Source organism: Myxococcus sp. AM010 (genome assembly GCF_013372585.1).
Taxonomy (GTDB): domain Bacteria; phylum Myxococcota; class Myxococcia; order Myxococcales; family Myxococcaceae; genus Myxococcus; species Myxococcus vastator.
Genome location: NZ_JABXEO010000097.1, coordinates 1 through 22,668 on the forward strand (window position 1 = coordinate 1; position 22,668 = coordinate 22,668).

Sequence of the window (22,668 nt, forward strand, 5' to 3'; positions counted from 1 at the left end):
CGGCGGGGGTTGGCGGCGGGGGTGGACGGCTACATCACCAAGGGCGACCTGGTGCGCCAGGACCTGGTGGATGTGGTGCGGCGCCTGCTGGGCTGACAGGCCCCTGCATGGGGGATGCTCCGCCGGCGCATCGGCGGGAGCGCGCGGCGCGGCAGGGGTTGAGCGTCCCTCCTGCCAGGTGGGCCCCGGGTGTTCCTCAGTACCCGCGGTACTTCCGGCCCGCCTGCTGGCGCAGCGCCATGGCCTCGGCCAGCTCGCGGCGGTCCTCGGGCAGGTAGTGCTGGGGAATCAGCTGTTGGTGCACGAGCTTGCCCAGCGGCGTCAGGCTGAAGGTGCCGAGCAGCCGGTTCTCCTCGCCCAGCCCGAGCTCCGTCCACCGCGCCAGCAATTGACGGTGATGCGCCATCGTCTGGGCGCCGTACTTCTTCGCGCGCGAGCGCACCCGGGTGAAGGGGCTGTAGAGGAGGTCGAACGTCACGTCCCGCGTCGCCCGCTGCGCGTCGTCGAGCGTCCGCCAGTACGCAATGCCCAGCCCGCCCTTCTCCACCGCGGTGCAGTAGTCATTCACGTCGCGGTGGTTGAGGAACGTGGCCCGGTCTCCAATGGAGAAGCTGGAGTTGCCGAGCCCGTGGTACAGCACCTCTCCGTACGCGGGGTTGACGCGCACGCGCGCCAGCTCGAGCAGCTCGCGCCGCACGTGCCGGGGCGAGCGGTAGAAGCGCGCCCCCAGCTCCTTCCAGCCGAGCCGGGTGAACAGCGCCCGCGCCTGCGCATCACTGTGCGCCGTCCGCACCCACGAGGGCACCGCGCCGGGCTTGCCGTACGTCCCGCTGCGCGGGTCATCGTGGTACGGGTAGATGAAGACGCTGTCCACCGCGCCGCTCGTGGCCAGCCGCTCCAGTTCGGCGAGCGTCTTCCGCCACGACTCGGGTGTCTGCCGCTCCAGGCCCGTCATGATGTCGATGTTGACGAACTCGAACCCCACGCGCCGGGCGCGCTCAATCGCCTCGAAGGCGATGCGCAGCTCCTCCTTCTGGTGGTGGAAGGCGTACAGCTCCGGGTCCAGCGTCTGCACGCCCAGGTTGATGCGGCGGAAGCCCGCCCGCACCAGCGCGTGGAGCTTCTCCTCGGAGGCCGTCACCGGCTTCGCCTCCACGGTGCTCATCGACGTCATCGGCGGGCCGAAGTGGAACAGCAGCCGCTCCAGGAACCGCTCCAGCAGGTGCAAGGGCAGGGCGGTGGGCGTGCCGCCGCCCAGGAAGTACAGCGCGCGCTTGAGGCGCGGCGTCAGCTCCCGGACGCGGCGCATCTCCAGCGACAGCGCGTTCACGTATCGCGACATCAAGTCTTCGGTGTGCTTCGTCAGCAGCTCGTAGTGGAAGCAGTACCGGCAGCGGTACTTGCAGAAGCCGAAGTGGAAGTAGTACCCGCCCGCGGAGAACGGGCCCACCGCGTCGCGCAGGTACTCCGCGTCCGTGGGCGCGCGTTGGTAGCCGGGGCGCTTCTCCAACTGCACGGCGGGAGGGTATGTGAGCTGGTAGTCGTGCAGCTCCGGCCGGGGCCGCAGCAGCGGCTCCTGGGCCCAGAGCCGCTCCAGCCGGGCGCCGAGCTCCGGCTCGGTGGCGGTGCTCACCTCCAGCGCCTCGCCGAACCTGGAGACCTTCTTCAGAGCCATGGGAGACGTCGCCCTTTCGCCAGCTCATCAACGGCGCACTGCATGGAGGTCCGCACGCGCGCGTCCACCGCGTCCACGTCCCCGTCGTCGGGGGAGAGGGGCGGCAGCACCCGCACGCTGATTCTCGCTGGCAGCGGCACGTAGCCCGGCAGCGGCCCCAGCCACAGCCCCCAGGGGAGGCTCAGGGACAGGGGGAACGTCTTCAGCCGGAAGCGCCGGTCGAACCCCAGCCTCCGCGCCAGCGAGGCCCCGTCCCAGAGGACGACGAGCGCCTCGTGCCCGCCCACGCAGACCACGGGGACAATGGGCACCCCGGCCTCGCGCGCCAGCGCCACGTAGCCCTTGCGGCCCGCGAAGACGACCTCGTTCCTGCGCGAGAAGCTCCGGCACGCGTCGTAATCTCCGCCCGGGTACACCTGCACGGCGTAGCCTTGGCGGAGCGCCTCCAGCGCGAGGTCCGTCCGGGCCCTCACCGCGCCCAGCTTCGCCAGCGAGCGCGCGAGCGGACGCGGGTACACGTCGAACATGGCGTCATGGGCCAGCGTCACCAGCGGCGGCTGGCGGCCGGACGTGTGGTACGTGCCCAGCCACACCAGCGTGTCCGGAATCATCGCCGCGCCGCTGTGATTGCCTACGCCCAGGAAGGGCCGGGACGGCAGGTGCTCCATTCCCTGGACGTCCACGCGGAACCACGCGTGGAGCGCCCGCGTCAGCCAGCCGACGTGGCGCCGCTGGAAGTCGTGGTCCACCGCCGCGAGCGCGCCGGGCGCTACCGCCATCGCCGCACCAGCTTGTCGAGGTCGAAGCCGTAGAAGCCGCGCTCCGGCCAGTCCGGCATGGCGCCGCAGAACCGCGCGAAGCCGACGAGCGTGGCGAAGCGCGGGTCCACGTCCAGCGCGTCCGGGTACTCGAAGCGCTCGGCGGCCTCGGCCAGCGCCACCAGCCGCGCGTGGTAGCCCGGCCACGCCACCAGTCCGCGCAGGTAGGGCGCCCAGCGCGTGCGGCCGTCGACGACCTTGGACGCCTCCTCGCGCAGCAGCGCCAGTCCGCCCGGGTGGGACTGCAAGAGCTGCAGGTCGTAACCGAGGAACGCGTCCTCGTGGTACACGCTGACCATGTGCCGGACGATGCTCTCCGGGCGCTGGGTGAGCCCGGAGTCGGCGAGGAGCTGGCGCGGGTTGTAGAGCACCTGGAGCGGCACGCGGATGGGCACCTGTCCCATCCAGGTGCTCCGGCTGCGCTGGCGCTCCCGCTCGCTCTCGCTCAGCGTGACGGGGAGCATGGCGAGCCCGCCCACGCGGACCTGCCACGGGGACGGCAACCGGTCCAGGTGGCCGTGCTTCACGAAGAAGCCCATCCGCTCGTCAATGGCGCGCGCGGTGCGCATCACGCCGCCTTCAGTGGAGCCAGCCGCGTGTGGAGTCCGACCTGGGCGATGCGCAGGTTGATGTCCTCGAGGAGTCGCTCGCACACGGCGCCCCCATCCATACCGATGCCCACGATGAGGTCCGGGTCGCGCACCTGCTCCAGGAGCCACTCGCCCCACAGGGCCACCTTCTCCTCCAACCGCAGGCGCGCCGCGCCGTCCAGCCGGGGGATGCGCTGGCGGAGCGAGTGCAGGCCGAAGGCGATGTGGCGGCTCTCGTCTCGCGCCAGCCGGGGCAGGGCCTCGGCCACCAGCGTCTTCAGCGCCCGAATCGAGCTGTCGAGCCCCTCCCCGTCGTCCAGCGTCTCCACGAGCCTCACCGCCTCCTGGAACAGGGAGTGCGCCACGCCCTCGATGAGCACCTGCATGCCGAGCAGCAGCGCCTCGGGCGTGTCCGCCTCGCGCACCTCCCGCATCAGCCGCGCGACGGAGGGCCGCACGCGCCCCTCGCACCCGAAGATCCCGACGACGCGCTCGAAGAAGGCCACGTGGCGGGCCTCGTCCGTCTGCTGGGTGGCGAGGAAGGCGCGCGCGGAGCCCTCGGGGAGCCACTCCCGCAGGCGCGTCGCGGCGAAGAGCGCGGTCTGCTCACCGCACTGGAGCTGCACGAAGGCCTCGGCCGCCGTCTGGCGGAAGGACTCCGGCAGTGCCGACACGTCCACGGTGCTCCAGCCGAGGTCCTCGAGCCGCCACTGGTCGCGCCTTGCCAACTCGCAGAGTCGCTCCAGGGAAGGTCCCGCCCAGCCGTGCGTCATGTGCCGCGCTCCCTCATGCTCGCGACTATGCCACGCCGGGCCCGCATCTCGCCCCCCGGCCAGCGGCCCGGTATCGTGGGCGGCGTGAAGCACGACCTGGTGCGAGCGCACGGCGCGGACCCGATTTCCTACTCGACGCTCCAGCCGGGCCTCTCCTACTTCGAGACCTCCTTCGGCTACGTGCCCTACCAGCGGGCCTTCGGGTTCGACCTGACGCTCGGCCCTCCGGTGTGCGCGGCGGGTGACCGGGCGGAGCTCGTCCAGCGCTTCCTCCGGACGGGCAGGCGCCCTCTCTTCTTCTATGTGCAGCGGGACGTCGCGATGCTCGCCGCCGGGCTCGGAGGGCCTCGCTACCGCGTCAGCGGCATGGGCATGGACAAGGTGCTCGCGCTCGACGCGCCGGAGTCCGCGCGAGCCGCGAAGGTGGAGGGCGCGCTCCGGAAGGCGGCGCGCGGCGGCTTCGAGGTGCGGGAGGTCCAGCCCTCGGCGCTGGGCGACGAGGAGCGCGCCCGAGTGGAAGCCGTCACCCGCGCCTACCTGCGCCGCAGCTCGGTGCCCGTGGAGATGCGCTTCCTCAACCGCCCGCTCACGCTCGACGGCGACGGGCTTGCGCGGATGTTCCTCCTGCGCCAGGGCGCCGACGCGCGCGTGTTCGGCTACGCGGTGCTGGACCCGTACTTCCACGAGGGCCGCGTCCAGGGCTACCTGCTCAACCTCATCCGCTTCGAGCCGACGCGGCTGTGGGGCGTGTACTACGCGGCCGTCGCCACGCTCGCCTCCCGCCTGCGGGTGGAGGGCGTCAGCCAGCTCTCGCTGGGGTTCTGCCCGCTGTACGGCGTGGACACCGGCGGCTGCTCACCGGGGCTCTCGCGCCAGGTGCAGTGGCTGGAGCGCCGACTCGCGGGCGTCGACTACCTTGCCCGCCTCCGCGAGATGAAGGACGCGTTCCCCGGGGGGACACCCCAGCGCTACTTCGTGACGCCGTCCCCGTGGGCGGTGACGGCGCTGCTGTCGCTCCTGCGCGCGTGCGGCGTGCCCCTCACGGAGGTGCTCCGCCGGAGTTTTTCCAGTCGCGCCCGGGCAAGCGGGGCCGCCTCGCGGGCTACAGCCTCATCCGCTTGAACGGCGGCCCGCGTCCACCCCTCGGGCCCGTGACGCAGAGGCATCCACGTCTGATTAACGTGATGGAGAAAGCGGCGCAGAATCAAGGGCTTGAGTGCAGCCGAGCCTGCAGGTCCGCCGAAACAGGGTGGCCAGGAACTTTCTTCCGGCATGAGGACGAGCACTCCGAGGACGAAGGTGGCTGCGGGACTGCGCGCGCTGGTGTCGGCCGAAGACCTCCTGGAGGCGGCGCGGCGGTCGGGTGCGTTTCAGCGCCAGCGAAAGGTGGATCTGGTGGCGTTGGTGGAGTCCACGGTGGCCGCGGTGACGCCTTCGTCTGGCCCGACCCGAACTGGCAGCCGTTGCCCCCTCCGTAGGCCACCGCGGCCGGGCGCCTGGCTTCACTTCGGCGCGGGCGCCGCCAGCCGGGCCAGCAGGGCCTCCAGCTCCGTCTTCTCCGCCACGTCCCAGGGGCGGCGCACGTAGAAGTCCAGGGCCTGCCGCGCCAGCTCGCGCGCCCGCTCGCGCTGCCCCGGGCGCGCTTCCAGCGCCCTGGCCAGGGCGAGGCGCGTCTCGGCGACGACGGGCTCGTTCTGCTCGATGCCCTGGAGCCGCAGCACCCGCTCGAAGCTCTCCAGGGCCTGGGCGGTGCGGCCCAACGCCAGCTGGGCCCTGCCCTGCTGCAGCAGCGTGTCCCCCAGCATGAAGTGCTTCGGCCCGAGCCCCTGGACCTGATGCGCCAGGGCCCGCTGGATGGGAACCAGCGCCTCGGCGTTGCGGCCCTGGGCCGCGAGGACCCGCGCGAGGCCGGTGAGCGTGTCGGCGAGGTCCGGCGCGGTGGGGCCGAACACCCGCTCTCCGACGGCCAGGCCGTGCTCCAGCGCCTCGCGGGCCTGCGCATACTCCTTTCGCCGCAGGTGGATGTGGCCCAGGAACATCCGCGCGCGCGTCTCGCCGGGGCTCTCCTGGCCCGAGGCCTCGTAGGTCCGCACCGCCTCGAGCGCCAGCGGGAGCGCCTCGTCCGGCCGCTGCCGCTGGAGCAGCAACATCACCAGGTTTATCTGGATGTGCGCCACCCGGGGATGGCGGGGCCCCAGCCACTTCACCCCGAGCTCCAGCGCATGGCGGACCGCGTCTGTCGCCTCTTCGTAGCGGCCCAGGGTGCTCAGCCCCATGCCGCTGTTGGCCCACATGCCCGCCATCCGCGGGTGGTCCTCGCCCAGCGCCGCGCTCGCCTGCTGGCGGGCCTGCAGGAAGTGCTCGGTGGCCTCCGCGTACTTGCCGTGGTTGAACAGCGCCCCGCCGAGGCTCCGGTGCAGGTGGTACTGGAGGTTGGGGGCGCCCCCCAGCCGCTCCAGGGTCGCCTGCGCCTGCTGGCCCCACTCCAGGGCGGGCTCGAGCTGGTGGAGGTTGACGCCGTACACCCACACCAGCTCGATGTGCGCGCGGGCCTTCAGCTCGTCCAGCCCGAGCGCCTCGGCCGCGAGCGCCGCCTGCTTCAGCAGCCGCTCCGCCTCCGCGTCCTCATGGAGCCCCTGGTGCATCAGCCCCTGCCAGAAGAGGCCCTCGGCCTTGAGCCCGCGCTCGCCCAGCTCGCGCGCGCGGGCGTGGACCTCCCGGGCCTGCTCCACTCCCTCCCGCTCCCGCCGGGCCGCATGGAGCGCCTCGATGCGCGCGAGCCGCGTGCGGAGCAGCTCCTTCTCCGGGGAGGCCACCGGCGTCGGCGCCGCCAACGCGTGGGCCGCCCGCACCCCCTGGGCGGTGCAGGCCGCGAGGTCAGGCAGCGTCCCCATCAGGCTCGCGGCCTCGCGCACCTCGGTGGCGGAGGCCTGGACGAGCAGGTCCGTGAGGGCCCGCACCTTGTCCCGGCGCCAGTCCAGGCACTGGCTGCGGTGGCGTAGCACCTCCTCCGGCTGACGCCGCTCCACCCAGGTGGCCTCGCACGCCTCCGTCCACTCACGGCTCCAGCGCGCGGTGTAGTCGTCCAGCGTGCGCTCCACCATGGCCCAGGCGTCCTGCGCGTAGGGCTGCTTCGTGGCCAGGAAGACGCCGGAGAGGGTCCGCTTGCGCTCCGCGTCCCAGATGCTGGCGAACCGCGTGCCCGCGTCCTGGCACCGCTCGCGCCGCTGATGGAGGTCCTGGTAGCCCATGGCGCCGCCGCCCAGCAGCAGCAGCAGCGCCGCCGCCGCCACCCGCCGCCGCCGCACGGCCAGCGGGCCCCGCTCCAGCTCCGCCAGCAGCGCTTCCATGGAGGGGAAGCGCGCGCCCGGCTCACGGCTCAGGCCGCGCAGCACCACCCCGCGCAGCCAGCGCGGGACGCTCACCCCCCGGGGCGCGGCGCGCACCTCGTGGCCCAGGAGGCTCTCGCGCAGCGCCTCCCACGTCTCACCGGCGAAGGGCCGCTCTCCGTGGAGCGCCTCGTACAGCGCCACGCAGAAGCTGAACTGGTCCGTCCGGGGCTCCACCGCGCCGCCGAGCACCTGCTCCGGGGCCATATAGGCCGGGGTGCCCAGCAGCGCGCCGGTGCGCGTCAGCCGGTCCCCGTCCTTCACCCCCAGGCCCCTGGCGGGCTGGGCGGCGAGCTCGGTGACACCCGGCGCCCGGGCGAGGCCGAAGTCGGTGACGCACACGCGCCCGTCCCCGCGGATGAGGACGTTGTCCGGCTTGAAGTCCCGGTGGACCAGGCCCGCGGCATGGGCGGCGGCCAGCCCGCGCCCGGCGCCGAGGAACATCTCCAGCACCTGCCGCCAGGAGCGCCGCCCGGCCCTCAGCCACTGCGTGAGGGTGCTGCCCTCCACGAGCTCCATGGCGATGAAGACCTCGTCGCCGAAGGTGCCCGCGTCGAAGACGGCCAGCACGTGGGGGTGCTGGAGCCGGGCCATGGCCTGGGCCTCGCGCAGCAGGCGGGCCTGGCCCTCCCGCGTGTGCGCCGTGCCCACGCGCAGCAGCTTCAGCGCCACCTTGCGGTCCAGCTCCGGGTCATACGCGCTGTACACCACCCCCATGCCCCCCACGCCCAGCCTGTCCAGCAGCAGGTAGCGCCCCACCGGGCGTCCCCGCTCCAGCCGCGACTCCACCAGCCGCTCCTCGAAGGAGGCCAGGGGGCCAGCGGAGGCGCTGGAGGGCCCGGCCGGAGCGGCGAAGCCGCTGTCCCGGGCCAGCTCGGACAGCAGCTGGCGGCACGGGACGCACCCATCCACATGGCGCTCGATGGCCGCCACCCGCGGGGGCGTGCAGAGCCCCTCCACGAACTCGATGGCCGTGTTGTCGTCCAGGCAGTCCGGCCCGGACCCCGGGGGACCAGAGCCGTCGGAGGGGGGCGCGGAGGCCATGGCGAAGATTCTAGGGAAGGCAGGTCTTCATGTAAAAATGGGACGCGGGCATCCTGCCGGAAATGGGAGGTGCTGAGTGGGCACAGAGCAGGGGGTGACAGCGGCCTTCCTGGCGGGGCTCGACGCGGCGGGGCGTTCGCGGCTTGCGGGCTGGGAGCCGCGGCTGGCGGGGCTGCTGGAGGAGGCGCTGCGGGCCTGGCCTGGCCTGGCCGTGGCCCCCGAGGACTTCCTGCGCTGGCTGGTGGCGCGGCTGCCGGCGGCGGGCCCGGACGCGGAGGCGCCGAGGGTGGCGGACCTCTACCTGGTCTTCGCCTGTACCCGGGGGGACACGGTGGCGCTGAGGCGCTTCGAGCAGCACTACGTGCCCGAGCTCGAGGCCGCCCTGGTGCGCCTGCGCCTCTCCCACACGCAGCGGGACGAGCTGCGGCAGGAGCTGCGGCAGAAGCTGCTGGTGTCCGAGGACGGGGCCGCGCCGCGCATCGGTCTGTATGGGGGAAGGGGGGCGCTGCGGCACTGGGTGCGGGCGGTGGCGACGCGCGAGGGGCTGATGCTGCTGCGCAAGTCCACGCCGGAGGTGGGCGTGGACGAGGAGCTCTTCGACACCTTCCCGGCGGCCGCGGAGGACGTGGAGCTGCAACAGGCCCGGCGAGAGTACCAGGCGGAGTTCAAGCGCGCCTTCGAGGAGGCGCTGGCGTCGCTGGAGCCCGGGGAGCGCAACCTCCTGCGGCGGCACTTCATTGACGGGCTCAGCACGCCCCAGCTGGCGGCGCTTCATGGCCTCCACCGGGTGTCGATGTTCCGCCGGCTGCGTCAGACGTGCGAGGCGCTGGTGGAGCGGACGCGGAAGCTGCTCCTGGAGCGGCTGCCGGTGTCCGAGTTGGAGCTGGCCAGCCTCAACCGGCTCATCCGCAGCCACCTGGACATCAGCCTGGAGCGCCTGCTCCCGCCCGAGTAACGGACGCGGGACGGGCGCGCGGGAATGCAACCGAAATTCCCGGGGTGCGTCCTCCTGGGCAGACGCACAGGTCTTCCCCATTACCCCCAGGTTCCCCATGTCCGTCACCCGCGCAGGAAGTCCCTCCCCGGTGGCCCGCACGCCGGCCAGTTCCTCCAACTCCAACGAGGTGCGGCCCGGCTCCTCGGGGCCGCAGGTGCAGCGCCTCAAGCAGGCGCTGAAGGACGGGGGCTTCTACGACGGCGTGGTGAATGACCAGATGGGCGCCCAGGGCGTGGACGCGCTCAAGGCCGCCAAGGCCGCGCTCAAGCTGGGGGGCCCCCCGGACGTCGCCGGTGAGTTCACCCTCCAGAAGCTGGAGGAGTACGCGAAGCGCCGCGGCGGCTTCGACTTCGCCCGGGAGCTGGCCAGCCCCGACAGCACCCTGTCGGTGGCCATTGGCAACGCGGAGGGGACGCGCACCGTCGACGGCGGGACGACGTCCGCCTACGGGGGCCACGTGGACCCGGGCAACGCCGCCCACAACACCGGCACCTTCTCCTACCAGCGCGGCCCCGCCAGCTCCCCCGAGGACGCGGACGCCAAACAGCTGGCCAACTTCCGCTCCATCCTGCCCCGGTACGAGGCGGCGGCGCGCGAGGCGGGGTTGGACCCGAACAACCCGCTGCTGGCGTCGGCCTTCTTCGACAGCTTCAACCAGAGCGAGGCCGCGGGGCTCGGCTGGAGTGACAGCTCCACGGGCCAGGGCCTCATCGGCCAGTTCGACTGGCTGGCGCGCAACGGCATCACCAAGGACAACCTCATCGAGGCGCGCGTCCGCTCGTACCAGAACACCGACGGAGGCATCGAAGCGCCGGGGCTGGACCTGGACAGGAACGGCGCCACCACGCTGGACGAGGTGCGGGCCGACCAGGGCCGGCGCATGGACGAAATCGTCAAGGTGCTCAACGCCCGGGGCGCGTCCACCACGGGCACCGCGCCCACCGGCGAGTCCGGCTACACGCCCGCGCCCACCTCCCAGGCCCCAGTGGCCACGCCGCCGCCGGCCGCCGCCGGCGCGGTGGCGCTGCTGGCCACGGGCGCCCGGGGCCCGGAGGTGTCGCAGCTCCAGCAGGCGCTCAACAAGGCCGGCGCCCAGCCCCCGCTGGCGGTGGATGGCGACTTCGGCCCCCGCACCGAGGCCGCGGTGAAGCAGTTCCAGGCTCGCTCCGGCCTCCAGGCGGATGGAGTCCATGGCCCGCGGACGGCGGCCCGCCTCATCGGCGGCGCGGCCGCCACGCTCAACCCGGCGACGCTCGGCAACATCTCCGGTGGCGCCGCCAGCGCCAGCTTCGAGGTGAGGCCGGGCTCCCGGGGGCCCGAGGTGACGCAGCTCAAGCAGGCCCTGAAGGACGCGGGCTTCTACAAGGGCGTCGTCAACGACCAGATGGGCCCGGACGGCGTGGCGGCGCTGAAGGCGGCCAAGGAGCACCTGAAGCTGGGGGGCCCCCCGGACGTGGCTGGCGCCTTCACGCTGAGGAAGGTCCAGGAGCACGCGAAGTCGCTCGCCTCGGGCGTCGTGATGGGCAACTTCAGGGTGGACACCGAGAACGCGACGCTGCGCAAGCTGGCCACCGGCGCCCTCACCGGCCAGGGCGACTTCACGTGCGTGGCCTCCACGCTGGTGAACATGGAGCGGCTGGGCGTGCCGCAGCCCCTGGCCACGGGCGAGGACACGGGCAACAACCCTCGCGGCGGCATGGTGCAGCTGGTGCGCGACTTCGGGTGGAAGTCGCTGCCGCTCCCCGGCTCGGAGGTGCAGACCATCCACAGCCCGGCCTACGGCACCATCCAGGCCAACGTCATCTCCGCGGACGCGTACGAGGAGCTCGCCCTGGCGGGCCAGATTCCGAGCGGCGCCATCATCTTCCAGACGCGCCACGACTCGTGGAACGACAACAGCGAGGGCTCGCGCGGCTTCGACATGGGCATCGTCCGCGACGGCGGCCGGGAGACGTTCAACTACCAATCCAACGGCCCCCTCATCTACGGCTCGGCCCAGAGCGTCGTCATCCTCGTGCCGGGTGACGCGCTGAAGCAGCAGTAGGCTCCGGCCCGGAATTCCAATGGAGCGCATGATGCGAACGATGATGCGGGGACGGATGTCTTCTGGCAGGGGACTCGTTGTCGGGCTGTTGGCGGCGACGCTGGCGGCGGGCTGTGGCGAAGGCGAGGACGCCGGTGACCTGCCGGTGGACGGGCTGACGGACACGCCGGTCGGCGAGGTGGAGCAGGCGGTGTCGGGGCTGTCCTGGCCGGTGCTCCGCCAGGGCAACAGCGGCCGTGACGTGGTGACGGCCCAGTACCTGCTGCGGCACAACGGCCGGACGCTGAGCGTCAACGGCGCGTTCGACAGCGCGACCTACTCGGCGGCGCGGGCCTTCCAGCAGTCCAAGGGCCTCCTGGCCGACGGCATCATCGGCCCCGCCACCTGGGAGGCGCTCATCGTCCCCGTGTCCCAGGGCAGCTCGAACAACGCGGTGCGCGCGGTGCAGGACCAGCTGCGCAGCCGCTACAGCTACACCGCCGTCACCGTGGACGGCGTCTTCGCCACGAGCACGAACACGGCGGTGCGCGACTTCCAGACGAAGAAGTGCCTGAGCCCCGTGGACGGCATCGTGGGGTTGAACACCTGGAACGCCCTGGTGGCGCAGGCGACGCGCTGTGGCACCAGCAGCAGCGCCACCGCGCAGAGCATCCTCAGCTCCCACAACGCCGGCACCATCACCCTGTGGAACCAGACGTTCGGCCGCTTCGACGGCGCGGACCCGCTCACCAACATCCAGGACGCGGCCGCCGGCCGGGCGTCGAAGACGAGCTGCTACGGCAACGCGCCTTGCACCACCGTCTTCCTCACCAACAACCTGCTCAATGGCATGAAGAACCTCATCACCAGCCGCAATTACAGCTACTTCGTCACGGCCATCGCCGGCGCGGACCATGGCTACGGCTCGCTGCATTTCCAGGGGCGCGCCTTCGACGTGGACGAGGTGAACGGCGTGCGCATCTACGGGGACAGCGCGGCGGCGCGCGGCTTCATGGACGCGTGCCGCGCCCTGGGCGCCATCGAGGTGTTCGGCCCCAGCAATGACCCGGCCGGCCACTTCGACCACATCCACTGCGGCTGGTAGCCGCCCTCGCGCCACCTGGCGCGCGCTCGCCCCTACCTCCTCCGCGAGTCCTCCCCGGAGGTGAGCCGGCCCAGCAAGGCCTCCAGCTCGGCCTTCTCCGCGGCGTCCCAGGGGTGACGCGTGTAGAACGCCAGCGCGCGCCGCGCGTGTTCCACGGCCTGCGCGCGCTGGTCCACACGCCGCTCCATCAGCCGGGCCAGGGCCAGCCGCGCCTCCGCGACAATGGGCTCGTTCTGTTCAACCTCCTGGAGTCGCAGGACGCGCTCGAAGCTGGCGGTGGCCCGCGGGGTGTGGCGCAGCGCGAGCTGCACCTGGCCCATCCGCACGAGCGTCTCCGCCAGCGCGAGGTGCGAGGGCCCCAGCGCCTGCTGCTGGAGCTCGAGCGCCCGCCGCATGGAGGCCAGCGCCTCCTCGTGCCGGCCCTCCGCCGACAGCAGCTCGCCGAGCCCCGTGAGCGCATCCGCCAGCTCCGGTGCCTCCGGTCCGTACACCCTCCGGGCAATGGCCAGGGCGTGCTCCAGCGCCCGCCGTGACGGCGCGTGCTCCCCGCGCTCGAGGTGGATGTGGCCCAGGAACAACCAGGAGCGCGCGGCGCCCGGCGGCTCCTCGTCCAGGGAGGAGTAGATGGCCACCGCCTCCTGGGAGACGGGGAGCGCCTCGTCCTCCCGGTGCTGGTACAGCAGCAGCTGCACCAGGTTCGTCTGGATGTGGGCCACGCGGGGGTGGCGCGGCCCCAGCCACTTCACGGCCAGGGCCAGGGCGTGCCGGACCGCGACGGTGGCTTCCTCGTAGCGCCCCAGGGCGCTCAGCCCCATGCCGGCGTTCGCCCAGATACCCGCCAGCCTCGGGTGGTCCTCTCCCAGCACCTCCGCCGCCTGCCGCCGCGCCTCCTCGAAGTGCTCGGCCGCCTCCGCGTACCGGCCCGCGTCGAACAGCGCCCCTCCCAGGTGGAGGTGCAGCGGGTACTGGAGCCGGAGCGCGCCGCCCAGCCGGTGGATGGAGGCCTGCGCCTGGCGGCTCCAGGCCACGGCCGGCCCGACCTGGTGCAGGTTCACGCCGTACAGCCACACCAGCTCGAGCTGCGCGCGGGCCTTGAGCTCATCCAGCCCCAGCGCCTCGGCGGTGAGCACCGCCTCCGTCAGCAGCCGCTCCGCCTCCGGGTTCTCCTGGAGCGCCTGCTGGAGCTGCCCCTGCCGGAGGAGGGTCTCCGCCTCGAGCGGGCCATCCTTCAGCGCGCGCGCGCGGGTGTACACCGCCTGGGCCAGCTCCAGCCCCTCTCGCTCCCGGCGCGCCGCCTGGAGCGCCTCCACTCGCGCCAGCCGGAGCCGCAGCGCGTCCTTCTCCGGCGAGGACTCCGGTGTCCCGGCCGGCGGCGTCGCGGAGGGCCCAGGGGCCTGCCCGGCGCACGCGTTCAAGTCGGGCAGGGTCGCCATGAGGTTCGCGGCCTCGCGCACCTCGGCCGCCGAGGCTTGGGCCAGCAGCTCCGTGACGGCCTGCACCTTGCCCCGGCTCCACTCCAGGCACTGGTGCTGGCGCCGCAGCGCCTCCTCCGGCTGCCGCCGCGCCACCCACGTGGCCTCGCACGCCTCCGTCCAGTCGCGCGCCCAGCGCGCCGAGTAGTCGTCCAGGGCGCGCTCCACCATGTGCCACGCGTCCCGGGCGTAGGGCTGCCCGGTGGCGAGGAAGGTCTCGGAGACGCGCTTGCGGCGGGCCTCGTCCCAGACGCCCTCCAGGCGCGCGGCCACGCCCTGGCACCGCGCTCGCCGCTGCCGCAGCTCCCGGAGCACCAGGCCCCCCACGCCCACCACCGCCAGCAGCACGGCCACCGCCACCCGGCGCCGCAGGATGGCCTGGGGCGCGCGCCGAAGCTCGGTCAGCAACACCTCCATGGAGGCAAAGCGCGCCTCGGGTCGGGGGCTCAGGCCGCGCAGCAGCACCCGGCGCAGCCACGGGGGGACCCGCGCGCCCCTCGGAGGCGGACGCACCTTGTGGTCGAGCACGTTGCCGCGCAGCGCCTCCCACGTCTCCCCGGCGAAGGGGCGCTCGCCGTGGAGCGCCTCGTACAGCGACACGCAGAAGCTGAACTGGTCCGTCCGGGCATCCACCGCGCCGCCGGCAAGCTGCTCCGGCGCCATGTAGGCCGGCGTGCCCAGCATCGTGCCGGTGCGCGTGAGCCGCGGCTCGCCGCTGCTCGCGACGAGGCCGCTGGCGGGCGGAGCGGCGGCCTCCCCGGCGCCGAACGCCGTGGCGAGGCCGAAGTCGGTGACGCGCGCGCGCCCGTCCCTGCTCATGAGGATGTTGTCTGGCTTGAAGTCCCGGTGGACGAGCCCCGCGACATGCGCCGCGGCCAGTCCCCGGCCCGCGTCGAGGAACACCGCGAGCACCTCGCGCCAGGCGCGACGCTCGGTCCCCAGCCACCGGGTGAGGGTGCTGCCCTCCACGAGCTCCATGGCGATGAAGACCTCGTCGCCGAAGGTGCCCGCGTCGAAGACGGCCAGCACGTGGGGATGCTGGAGCCGCGCCATCGCCTGGGCCTCGCGCAGCAGGCGCGCCTGGCTCTCCCGCGTGTGCGCCGTGCTCACGCGCAGCAGCTTCAGCGCCACCTTGCGGTCCAGCTCCGGGTCATACGCGCTGTACACCACCCCCATGCCCCCCACGCCCAGCCGGTTCAGCAGCAGGTACCGGCCCACCGAGCGTCCCCGCTCCAGCCGCGCCTCCAGCAGCCGCTCCTCGGCCGAGGCCCGTGGCTCGGTGACGCCAGCGGGCTCCCTGGCGGGCACCGGCGGCGCGAGGTCCTCGTCCAGGGCCAGCGCCGCCAGCAGCCTGCGGCACAAGGCGCAGCCATCCACGTGCCGTCCGACGGTCCCGACCTGCTCCGGAGGACAGCGTCCTTCCACGAACTCAATCGCGGCATCCGGCGTCAAGCAGCCGGGATCCGACACCACCGGCGGCGCACCCAGGGAATCAGACCGTGAGGACATGGAATGGAATGACAATCAATTCAAGGCAGCCGTTGATAGCATGGTGGGGTGTGACGCGGATGTAAACTGGGGGTCCCGTGGAAGCGGAGCAGGAAGTGAAGGCCTTCCTGGCGCGGCTGGACCCGGCCCGGCGTGAGGCGCTGGCGGGTGGGGAGTCGCGACTGGTGGAGCTGCTTGGCGCGGCGCTGGAGGTCTGGCCCGGCTTCCGCGTGGCGCCTGGGGCCTTCCTGGCGTGGCTGGTGGAGCGGCTGCCGGCGCTGGAGCGCGGCGCCCCGGGCGTGGACGGCGCGAGGGGCGCCGACCTCTACCTGGCGTTCGCATGCAGCCGAGGAGACACGGCGGCGCTGCGGCGCTTCGAGCAGCACTGCGTGCCCGAGATGGAGGTGTCCCTGGTGCGCCTGCGGCTGCCTCCTTCCCAGCGGGAGGAGCTGCTGCAGCAGCTCCAGCACAAGCTGCTCGTGGCCGGGGGCGGGGTCGCGCCGCGTATCGGCACCTACGAGGGGCGCGGGGACCTGCGGCGGTGGGTGCGGGCGGTGGCGACGCGCGAGGGGCTGGAGGTGCTGCGCAAGCACGTGCCGGAGGTCGAGGTGGAGGAGGCGTTCTTCGAGGCGTTCCCCGCGGTCGCGGAGGACGTGGAGCTGCGGCAGGTCCGGCGCGAGTATCAGGAGGCGTTCAAGCGCGCCTTCGAGGATGCGCTGGCGTCGCTGGCACCCGAGGAGCGCAACCTGCTGCGCTGGCACTTCATCGACGGGCTGCCCACGCCGCGGCTCGCGGCGCTCCACGGCACGCACCGGGTGACGATGTTCCGCCGGCTCCGGCAGGTGTGCGAGGCGCTGGCGGACCGGACGCGGAGGCTGCTGCTGGAGCGGCTCCCGCTGCCCGCTGGCGAGTTGGAGAGCCTGAACCGGCTCATCCGAAGCCAGTTGGACCTGAGCCTCGAGCGCCTCCTCCCGGCGGCGGAGGAGTGAGCGCCCGCGGCGACACCGGGGCGGCCCGTCAAGGGGCCGCCCCAGCGCCGCGTCCGACGCGGGGATTGGACGCTCAGTTGCAGATGGCGTCGGTCAGCCCCGCGCTGCGGATGCCATTGGCGCACCAGCCCATCTCCGCGTCCGGCCTCCAGAGCCTCGTGCCGGACTTCGCCTTGATGGAGTTGGCCGTGGGGAACGCCGTCACCTGGCCGTTGCGCACGGCGGTGTTGGCCATGCGGTAGCCCGGGGGCGCCACCACGCTCTCCTTGAAGCCCCAGGACCAGTAGCGGCCCGCCGCCATGTCCCCCACGGCGTGGTCCCACTCGGCCTTGCAGCACCGGTAGGGCGTCCCGTAGCCCGAGTTCGCCGGGGGCGTGCAGAACTGCGCCGTCGGCGAGCCATTGCAGCTCTCGCCGCCCGGGTACTGCATGCAGCACGTATCATGCATCTGCGAGCCCACCGTGACGAGACAGCTCACCCAGCCGGCCGTCGTGGTGGAGTTGGTGCAGAAGCCGCCCGGGGGCCCGGAGCAGTTGCTCCCGGAAGCGCCAAAGCACGTGTTCGGCACGTTGGAGACGGCCTGGTCGACCTGCGCCACCTCGGTCTCCGTCAAATCCGCCGCGCCACAGCCCACCAGGAAAAGGACAGCGAACGAAACAAGAGCGTTCTTCATGAGTTGTTCCTCCAAGGAGTGTCTGCTCAGCCGAAACAGCCGCGGGCCACACCCAGGGACCAGTCATCCTGGGCATTCGAAAACTCGTCACCGCAGTTCACGTCCGAGGCGCCGTCGGAGGAGCACAGGTCGTGGCTGCACGTGTCGTGGTCCAGGCAGTCCAGCGTGTACGCGCTGGGCGCGCCCCAGCCGCAGCCGGGACCGCAGCGCCCCATGCAGTTGTAGTCGCCACCACCACAGACATTGGGGCCCCAGTTGGAGTTGGCCACGACTGCCTTGGACGTGATGGCGCCCGCCGTGCCGCGGTCGTAGAAGGCCGTGTAGGTCCTGCCCTTGGTGATGCAGGCGATGCCGTCATTCCCATTGCTCATCGCGCTCACGTCCGCGTTCATGACCTTGGCCCGGTGCACATAGCCCTCCGGCGACTCCGACCAGTACTCGGCCTGCACGGCCACGAGCAGCTCGTGCCGGAGCGGCGCGCCCTCCTGCATCAGGTGGCTGCCCAGCGAGAATCCGAAGGTGGCCAGCGCCTGGCGATCCTGCGCGCTCAACACCACCTCATGCCCGTCGCTCTTCAGCACGCCATCGCTGAAGTCCATCTCGAAGTCGAACCGCTTGCCGTTCACGGTGACGAACAGCCGCACGGCGTCGGCGGACAGTGCTTGTGATTGGAACTCGACCCGCGAGCCGTCATGCGAGAACGTCCCCTGCATACCGGCAGGAGCGCGCTCGAGCGTCAGCCCCTCGGCGGAAGACTCCACCGCGGGCGCGGGCTCCTCTCCCGCCGGTGCCACACCACAGCCAACGACCAGCAACACCGAGACAAGTCCGCCCAGCAGGCGGCTGGCAAACACGTTCTTCATGAGCACTTCTCCCGTTCCAGAGGAAGGCGCCGGATTCAGGGTCGCCTGGGGCCCACGGCACGCCTGCCGCTTCGGCCCCTCCCGCATGGACGGAAGCCGGCCTCGCCGGTTGCGACCTTTCCTTGAAAACTTAAACTTCCGGTATTGGCTTTGAATTACATTCCTGCTGAGTTCAGTTTTGACCCAGTTGTAAATGTGCAAAGCCAATCTATACCCGGGGTCCTCACGAAGCCCTGTCATCCCAGACAGGCCCTGAGGGGGTAGCGATGAAGCAGAACACGAGGTGGGAGGGCATCCGGCTGTCGGTCGCGGCGCTGCTGGCGCTGACGGCGTGTGGTGAGATCGGACCCGCGGAGCAGGACGCGCTGGGGCAGAACGCCGCCGAGGCGAACGGCGAGTGCCAGGTCCAGCCACCCTTCAACCCCAACTTCGAGCCGGAGCTGGAGTGGGCCTGGAGCGGAAGCCCCGTCCTGCCGACCCACGTCCAGGTCATGATGACGCCTATCGTCGTGGAGGTGAATGGCGATGGTGTCCCGGACATCGTCTTCAGCACCTTCGTGGGCTCCAACTACACCACCAACGGCGTGCTGCGAGCCATCAGCGGCGCCGACGGCGCGGAGCTGTGGACGGTGACGGACCCGGCCCTGCGCGTGCGTGGCGCCGCGAGCGTGGCCGGCGCGGACATCGACGGAGATGGCCTGGTGGAGCTGTGTGCCATTCCGGAGAGCGGCAACGGCATCCTCTGCTTCGAGAACACAGGCGCGTTCAAGTTCCGGACTTCCATCCCCGCGAACAACTGGGGCGGCGTGGCCTTCGCGGACCTGGAGGGCGATGGCCTGGTGGAGATCATCAACGGCAACCATGTCTTCAGCCACACGGGCGCGCTGAAGTGGGTGGGCGTCGACGGCATGGGTGGCCCCGTCGGCCCCCTCGCGTTCGCGGCGGACATCGACGGTGACGGACTGCAGGAGGTGGTCAACGGCCGGGCCATCTACCGGCATGACGGCACGCTCAAGTGCCGCAACACGAGCATCGGCAATGGTCTGTCCGGGGTGGGGGACTTCGATGGCGACTCCCACGGCGAGGTGGTGGTGGTGTGGTCGGGCCGCGTCTCGCTGCTGGATGACGACTGCACGCTACTCTGGACCCAGAGCATCCCCGGTGGAGGGCATGGGGGGGCGCCCAACATCGCCGACTTCGACGCCGACGGGCAGCCGGAGATTGGCGTGGCCGGCGCCACGCGCTACGCCGTCTTCGAGACGAACGGCGCGGTCAAGTGGTCCAGCGTCACCCAGGACAACAGCTCGAACGTGACAGGCTCGTCCACGTTCGACTTCGAGGGCGATGGCCGCGCCGAGGTCGTCTACGGCGACGAGCGCCGCCTGCGCGTCTACGATGGCGCCACGGGCGCGGTGCGCTTCGACGTGGCGCATTCCTCCGGGACGACCTACGAAAACCCCCTCATCGTCGACGTGGACGGTGATGACAACGCGGAGATTGTCGTCGCCTCGAACAACTATGGTTTCGTCGGCACCGCCGGCATCCGCGTGTACCGCGACCGCGAGGACGGCTGGGTGAACACGCGCCGCATCTGGAACCAGCACGCGTACTCCGTCACAAACGTCAACGACGACGGCACCATCCCCGCTCACCCCGTGGCCAACTGGCGCACCCCGGGCCTCAACACCTTCCGCGCCAACAGCCAGGGCTCGGGCGTCACCAGCCCCTACGCCGCGGCCGACGTGATTGTGACGGGGGTCTCCACCACCTGCGACTCGACGACGGGCACCCTTCGCCTCAACGCGGACGTCTACAACCAGGGTGACGCCGCCGTCTCCGCCGGCCTCCGCGTGGCCTTCTACCAGGGCAACCCGGACGCGGGCGGCACGCTGCTGGGCGTGGCCACTGTCCCTTCCGTGCTCTCCGCGGGCAATGGCGCGGTCGCCACCCTCGCGCTGGCCTCCGCCCCCGGAGGCACCGCCGAGCTCTGGGCCGTGGCGGATGACGATGGCACTGGCACCGGCCGCGAGACGGAGTGCGTGGAGACCAACAACGGCGGCAGCGCGCCCGTCAGCCTGGCCTGCTCCAGCAACGCGCCGCCCGTCGCGGTCTGCCGGAGCGTCACCCTCCACGCGGAGGCCACGGCCTGCGGCGCTCCGGCCAGCGTGGACGACGGCAGCCATGACCCGGACCACCAGCCCGGCCCCTTCTCCATCACCCAGACGCCCGCTGGCCCCTTCGGCGTGGGGACCCACACCGTCACGCTGACGGTCTCCGATGGCCAGGCGAGCGACGCCTGCACGGCCGCCGTCACCGTGGTCGACGTCACGCCGCCGGTCATCACCTGCCCGGCCGAGCGCATCGTGGATGCCACGGGCGCGGAGGGCGCCTTCGTCACGCCCGCGGAGGCCACCGTCTCCGACGCGTGCGGCGCGACGGTCAGCGGCCCACCGGCTGGCGTCTACCCCCTGGGCACCACGGCGGTGACGTACTCGGCCACGGACGCGGCGGGCAACAGCGCCTCCTGCACCACGGCCATCCATGTGGTGGCCCGTGACGCGACCCCGCCCGGGTTCACCATGTGCGAACCGCCACGCTACACGTCCGCCGCGCAGGTGAAGGCCTGTGGCTGGGCCACTGCCAGCCCCGGCGGCGCGGCCATCAGCACGGTGCTGCTGTCCATCGACGGCGGGCCGCCCCAGCGCCTCACCCCGGACAGCGGCGGTGGCTTCGTCTTCAACTGGGTGGACCTCGCGGAGGGCCACCACCTCATCACCTTCACCGTCATCAGCGTCGATGGCGGCATCACCACCCAGCGCCGGGAGGTGACGGTGGACCGCACCGCGCCCATCCTCCGTGTCCTCTCCCCGGCTCCGGATGAGCCCCAGTCCCTGGTGGTGGAGGTGGTCTCCGAGGTGACGGACCTCTCCCCGGTGCGGGTGACGGTCAACTGGGTCAGCAGCACCGAGGTGGGCGCGGGCACGAATGTCGCGACCAACGCGGTGACCCTGTCGCGCTCCGGGGACAACGTCGTGCTCGTCCAGGCCACGGACGCCGCGGGCAACACCGCCGAGCAGGTCATCCACGTGCTCGTCGAGTAGCGCGAAGTGAAGTTGCGCGGGCCGCGCCGTCCTTCACTGCGGCGCGGCCCGCCAGGTCTCTCGTGTCCGTTCGCCAGGCGTGCGTGAAGGGCCCTGGCGCCCCCCGGTACCGTCTTCGGCTCATTGGAGTGGACCCGGAGAGACACGGTGGCGCGACGAAGTATCGCAGCGGGAGAGGTGGAGGCGCCCTCTCAGTCAACGCGAATGCGACGGCCGCCATCCTCCCGCGGGTGAGCGGCGAGGCCATCAGCTTCCTCACGGCGCTCAGCACGGCGTTCACGAAGCCCTCTCCTCGGTCCTTATCCCACCAGAGAAGGAAGATTTCCGGACCGGCGACACCATGGTGCAGAGGCAGGGCAGCATCACTCTCTGCTGTCGGATGAAGGTGCGACCCTGAACATCATCGTCTCTGGGGTGGCCTTCCCGTAAACTGGAGTCTTCCTCGCTTTGAAAGCGTCACATGGCGATCCGTCTGAGCGTCGTGGTCCTACTCCTCGCCATCCTCGATGCGTGCGCCTCGCCGCGTGTCGTCCGCCTCGACACGGGACAAGGCTCGCCCCTGGAGTACAGGCCATCCTCCTCAAGCAAGTCCGTGAAGGTGGACGCGGAAACATTCGAGGAGGCGCTGGGGCAGTTGGTGCTGGAGGTGCCCCTGACGCTTCGTGCTCCGCGGCAAGGCTGGCTGGTGCGCGCCTCCCACTCCGGCAACGCTGCGGACAGTCGATGGCAGCGCCTGATGCGCAAGAGCTTCGGCGGCATCTGTGAGCCGGGCCAGCGCAGGGACCACTGCCTCTCCTTGCTCGACGACGGAATGGGCTTGGGTGAGTGGGACAAGCTGGGGATTGCCTTGGGCCTCTCACTGGCGCCCCTCAAGGAGTCCATCGCCAGGGCGGTGGAGAAGACCCTGGCGCCCCATCTCTTCTACACCGTCATCGCCACGGGCCTCGTTACCTGGGCCGTCTTGGCGGCCAACCCCGAGCCGGTGTTCACCAAGGCGGCGGCCATCGTCTCGGCGGTCCTGCTCATCTACCTGGGAGTGGAGACCTTCCTGGAGGTGGTGGACGCGAGCCGGGAGTTGAAGGGGGCCGCCGACCTGGCCACGACGTGGGTGGAACTGGAGCAGGCCGGTCAGGTCTTCGCCAACAGGGTCGGCCCGGAGGTGGCGTGCGTCTTCGTCCTCGCGGTCACCGTGGTGGTGAGCCATGGCATGACCGGGGGCGCCGCGTGGCTGGCCTCGCGGTTGTCGATGTTGCCCCGCTTCACGGAGGCAGCGGTGGCAGGGGCTTCAGGCGTAGGCATCAACCTGTCGAACGTAGGACAGGTGCGTGCGGTGGCCGTCGTAGGAAGCGCCGTCATCATTTCCCTTCCTGCCACGGCGGTCGCCATGGCCGCCCAGCGCATGGTCGGAGGAGGAGCCGCAGCGGGGAGCAATCCTGCCGGCTTCAGATCCTGGGGCTCGTTCGGCGGCCTCAAGAGTGCTTTGGGCTCTCAGCGGGGCCAGGCAAGCAATGGCACCACATCGTCGAGCAGACTCCTGGCAACGTGGAGCGATTCGGTCCCCGTGCCATCCACAACACCGAGAACGTCATCCCACTGGAGGAAGGACTGCACACGCGCGTGAGCGGGTTCTACTCCTCGATTCAACAGGAAATCACCGGTTCGAGGAGC

General features: G+C 71.7%; 15 protein-coding genes. 7 read left to right on the top strand and 8 right to left on the bottom strand.

Translation table 11 applies throughout. From position 1 onward, the window contains the following. Positions 1-196: 196 nt before the first annotated feature. Genes HV826_RS31140 through HV826_RS31155 form a run of 4 tightly spaced genes read right to left on the bottom strand, consistent with a single transcriptional unit; the run spans position 197 to position 3,811 of the window. Positions 197-1,675, bottom strand: a complete 1,479-nt coding sequence (locus tag HV826_RS31140; protein ID WP_176420697.1) for a radical SAM protein — start codon at positions 1,673-1,675, stop codon at positions 197-199. Then, positions 1,666-2,454 (bottom strand): 1-acyl-sn-glycerol-3-phosphate acyltransferase, encoded by a 789-nt coding sequence (locus HV826_RS31145; RefSeq protein WP_176420698.1) that lies wholly within the window; start codon positions 2,452-2,454, stop codon positions 1,666-1,668. The genes HV826_RS31140 and HV826_RS31145 overlap by 10 nt, the downstream gene beginning before the upstream one ends. After that, positions 2,445-3,062 (bottom strand): hypothetical protein, encoded by a 618-nt coding sequence (locus HV826_RS31150; protein ID WP_176420699.1) that lies wholly within the window; start codon positions 3,060-3,062, stop codon positions 2,445-2,447. The genes HV826_RS31145 and HV826_RS31150 overlap by 10 nt, the downstream gene beginning before the upstream one ends. Beyond that, positions 3,062-3,811, bottom strand: coding sequence for a hypothetical protein (locus tag HV826_RS31155; protein ID WP_176420700.1), 750 nt, complete (start codon positions 3,809-3,811; stop codon positions 3,062-3,064). The genes HV826_RS31150 and HV826_RS31155 overlap by 1 nt, the downstream gene beginning before the upstream one ends. A 60-nt stretch (positions 3,812-3,871) precedes the next feature. On the opposite strand from HV826_RS31155, the gene HV826_RS31160 reads away from it, so the two are divergent. After that, complete coding sequence (locus HV826_RS31160) at positions 3,872-4,978, top strand: phosphatidylglycerol lysyltransferase domain-containing protein (RefSeq protein WP_176420701.1); 1,107 nt, start codon at positions 3,872-3,874, stop codon at positions 4,976-4,978. A 380-nt stretch (positions 4,979-5,358) separates the two neighbouring features. Here HV826_RS31160 and HV826_RS31165 read toward each other — a convergent pair whose 3' ends face one another. After that, positions 5,359-8,289 carry a serine/threonine-protein kinase gene (locus HV826_RS31165; protein ID WP_176420702.1) on the bottom strand — a complete coding sequence of 977 codons (2,931 nt, stop codon included), beginning with the start codon at positions 8,287-8,289 and terminating at the stop codon, positions 5,359-5,361. 76 nt (positions 8,290-8,365) lie between these two features. Here HV826_RS31165 and HV826_RS31170 point away from each other — a divergent pair, with 76 nt between their 5' ends. The 3 genes from HV826_RS31170 (at position 8,366) to HV826_RS31180 (ending at position 12,414) form a co-directional block, all read left to right on the top strand. Further along, positions 8,366-9,244, top strand: a complete 879-nt coding sequence (locus HV826_RS31170; RefSeq protein ID WP_176420703.1) for a sigma-70 family RNA polymerase sigma factor — start codon at positions 8,366-8,368, stop codon at positions 9,242-9,244. A gap of 130 nt (positions 9,245-9,374) precedes the next feature. Further along, on the top strand, positions 9,375-11,330 hold the full coding sequence (locus HV826_RS38165; protein ID WP_368671031.1) for a peptidoglycan-binding protein: 1,956 nt from the start codon (positions 9,375-9,377) through the stop codon (positions 11,328-11,330). 55 nt (positions 11,331-11,385) lie between these two features. After that, positions 11,386-12,414, top strand: a complete 1,029-nt coding sequence (locus tag HV826_RS31180; RefSeq protein WP_176420704.1) for a peptidoglycan-binding protein — start codon at positions 11,386-11,388, stop codon at positions 12,412-12,414. Positions 12,415-12,446: 32 nt separating this feature from the next. Here the strand turns inward: HV826_RS31180 and HV826_RS37895 are convergent, their stop codons facing one another. Then, positions 12,447-15,395 (bottom strand): tetratricopeptide repeat protein, encoded by a 2,949-nt coding sequence (locus tag HV826_RS37895; protein ID WP_176420705.1) that lies wholly within the window; start codon positions 15,393-15,395, stop codon positions 12,447-12,449. A 77-nt stretch (positions 15,396-15,472) separates the two neighbouring features. On the opposite strand from HV826_RS37895, the gene HV826_RS31190 reads away from it, so the two are divergent. Continuing rightward, positions 15,473-16,363 (top strand): hypothetical protein, encoded by an 891-nt coding sequence (locus tag HV826_RS31190; RefSeq protein WP_176420706.1) that lies wholly within the window; start codon positions 15,473-15,475, stop codon positions 16,361-16,363. Positions 16,364-16,436: 73 nt separating this feature from the next. On the opposite strand, the gene HV826_RS31195 is transcribed toward HV826_RS31190, so the two are convergent. Together HV826_RS31195 and HV826_RS31200 are read right to left on the bottom strand one after the other, a co-directional pair. Beyond that, positions 16,437-17,036, bottom strand: a complete 600-nt coding sequence (locus tag HV826_RS31195; RefSeq protein ID WP_176420707.1) for a hypothetical protein — start codon at positions 17,034-17,036, stop codon at positions 16,437-16,439. Between the two features lie 26 nt (positions 17,037-17,062). Next, positions 17,063-17,899 (bottom strand): hypothetical protein, encoded by an 837-nt coding sequence (locus tag HV826_RS31200; RefSeq protein WP_176420708.1) that lies wholly within the window; start codon positions 17,897-17,899, stop codon positions 17,063-17,065. 266 nt (positions 17,900-18,165) lie between these two features. Between HV826_RS31200 and HV826_RS31205 the strand changes: the two genes are divergently transcribed. Both HV826_RS31205 and HV826_RS31210 read left to right on the top strand, forming a co-directional pair. Beyond that, positions 18,166-21,000, top strand: a complete 2,835-nt coding sequence (locus HV826_RS31205) for an FG-GAP-like repeat-containing protein (RefSeq protein WP_176420709.1) — start codon at positions 18,166-18,168, stop codon at positions 20,998-21,000. Between the two features lie 460 nt (positions 21,001-21,460). Further along, a complete protein-coding gene (locus tag HV826_RS31210; RefSeq protein WP_255217507.1) occupies positions 21,461-22,621 on the top strand; it encodes a hypothetical protein in 1,161 nt (386 codons plus the stop codon). Positions 22,622-22,668: the final 47 nt, after the last annotated feature.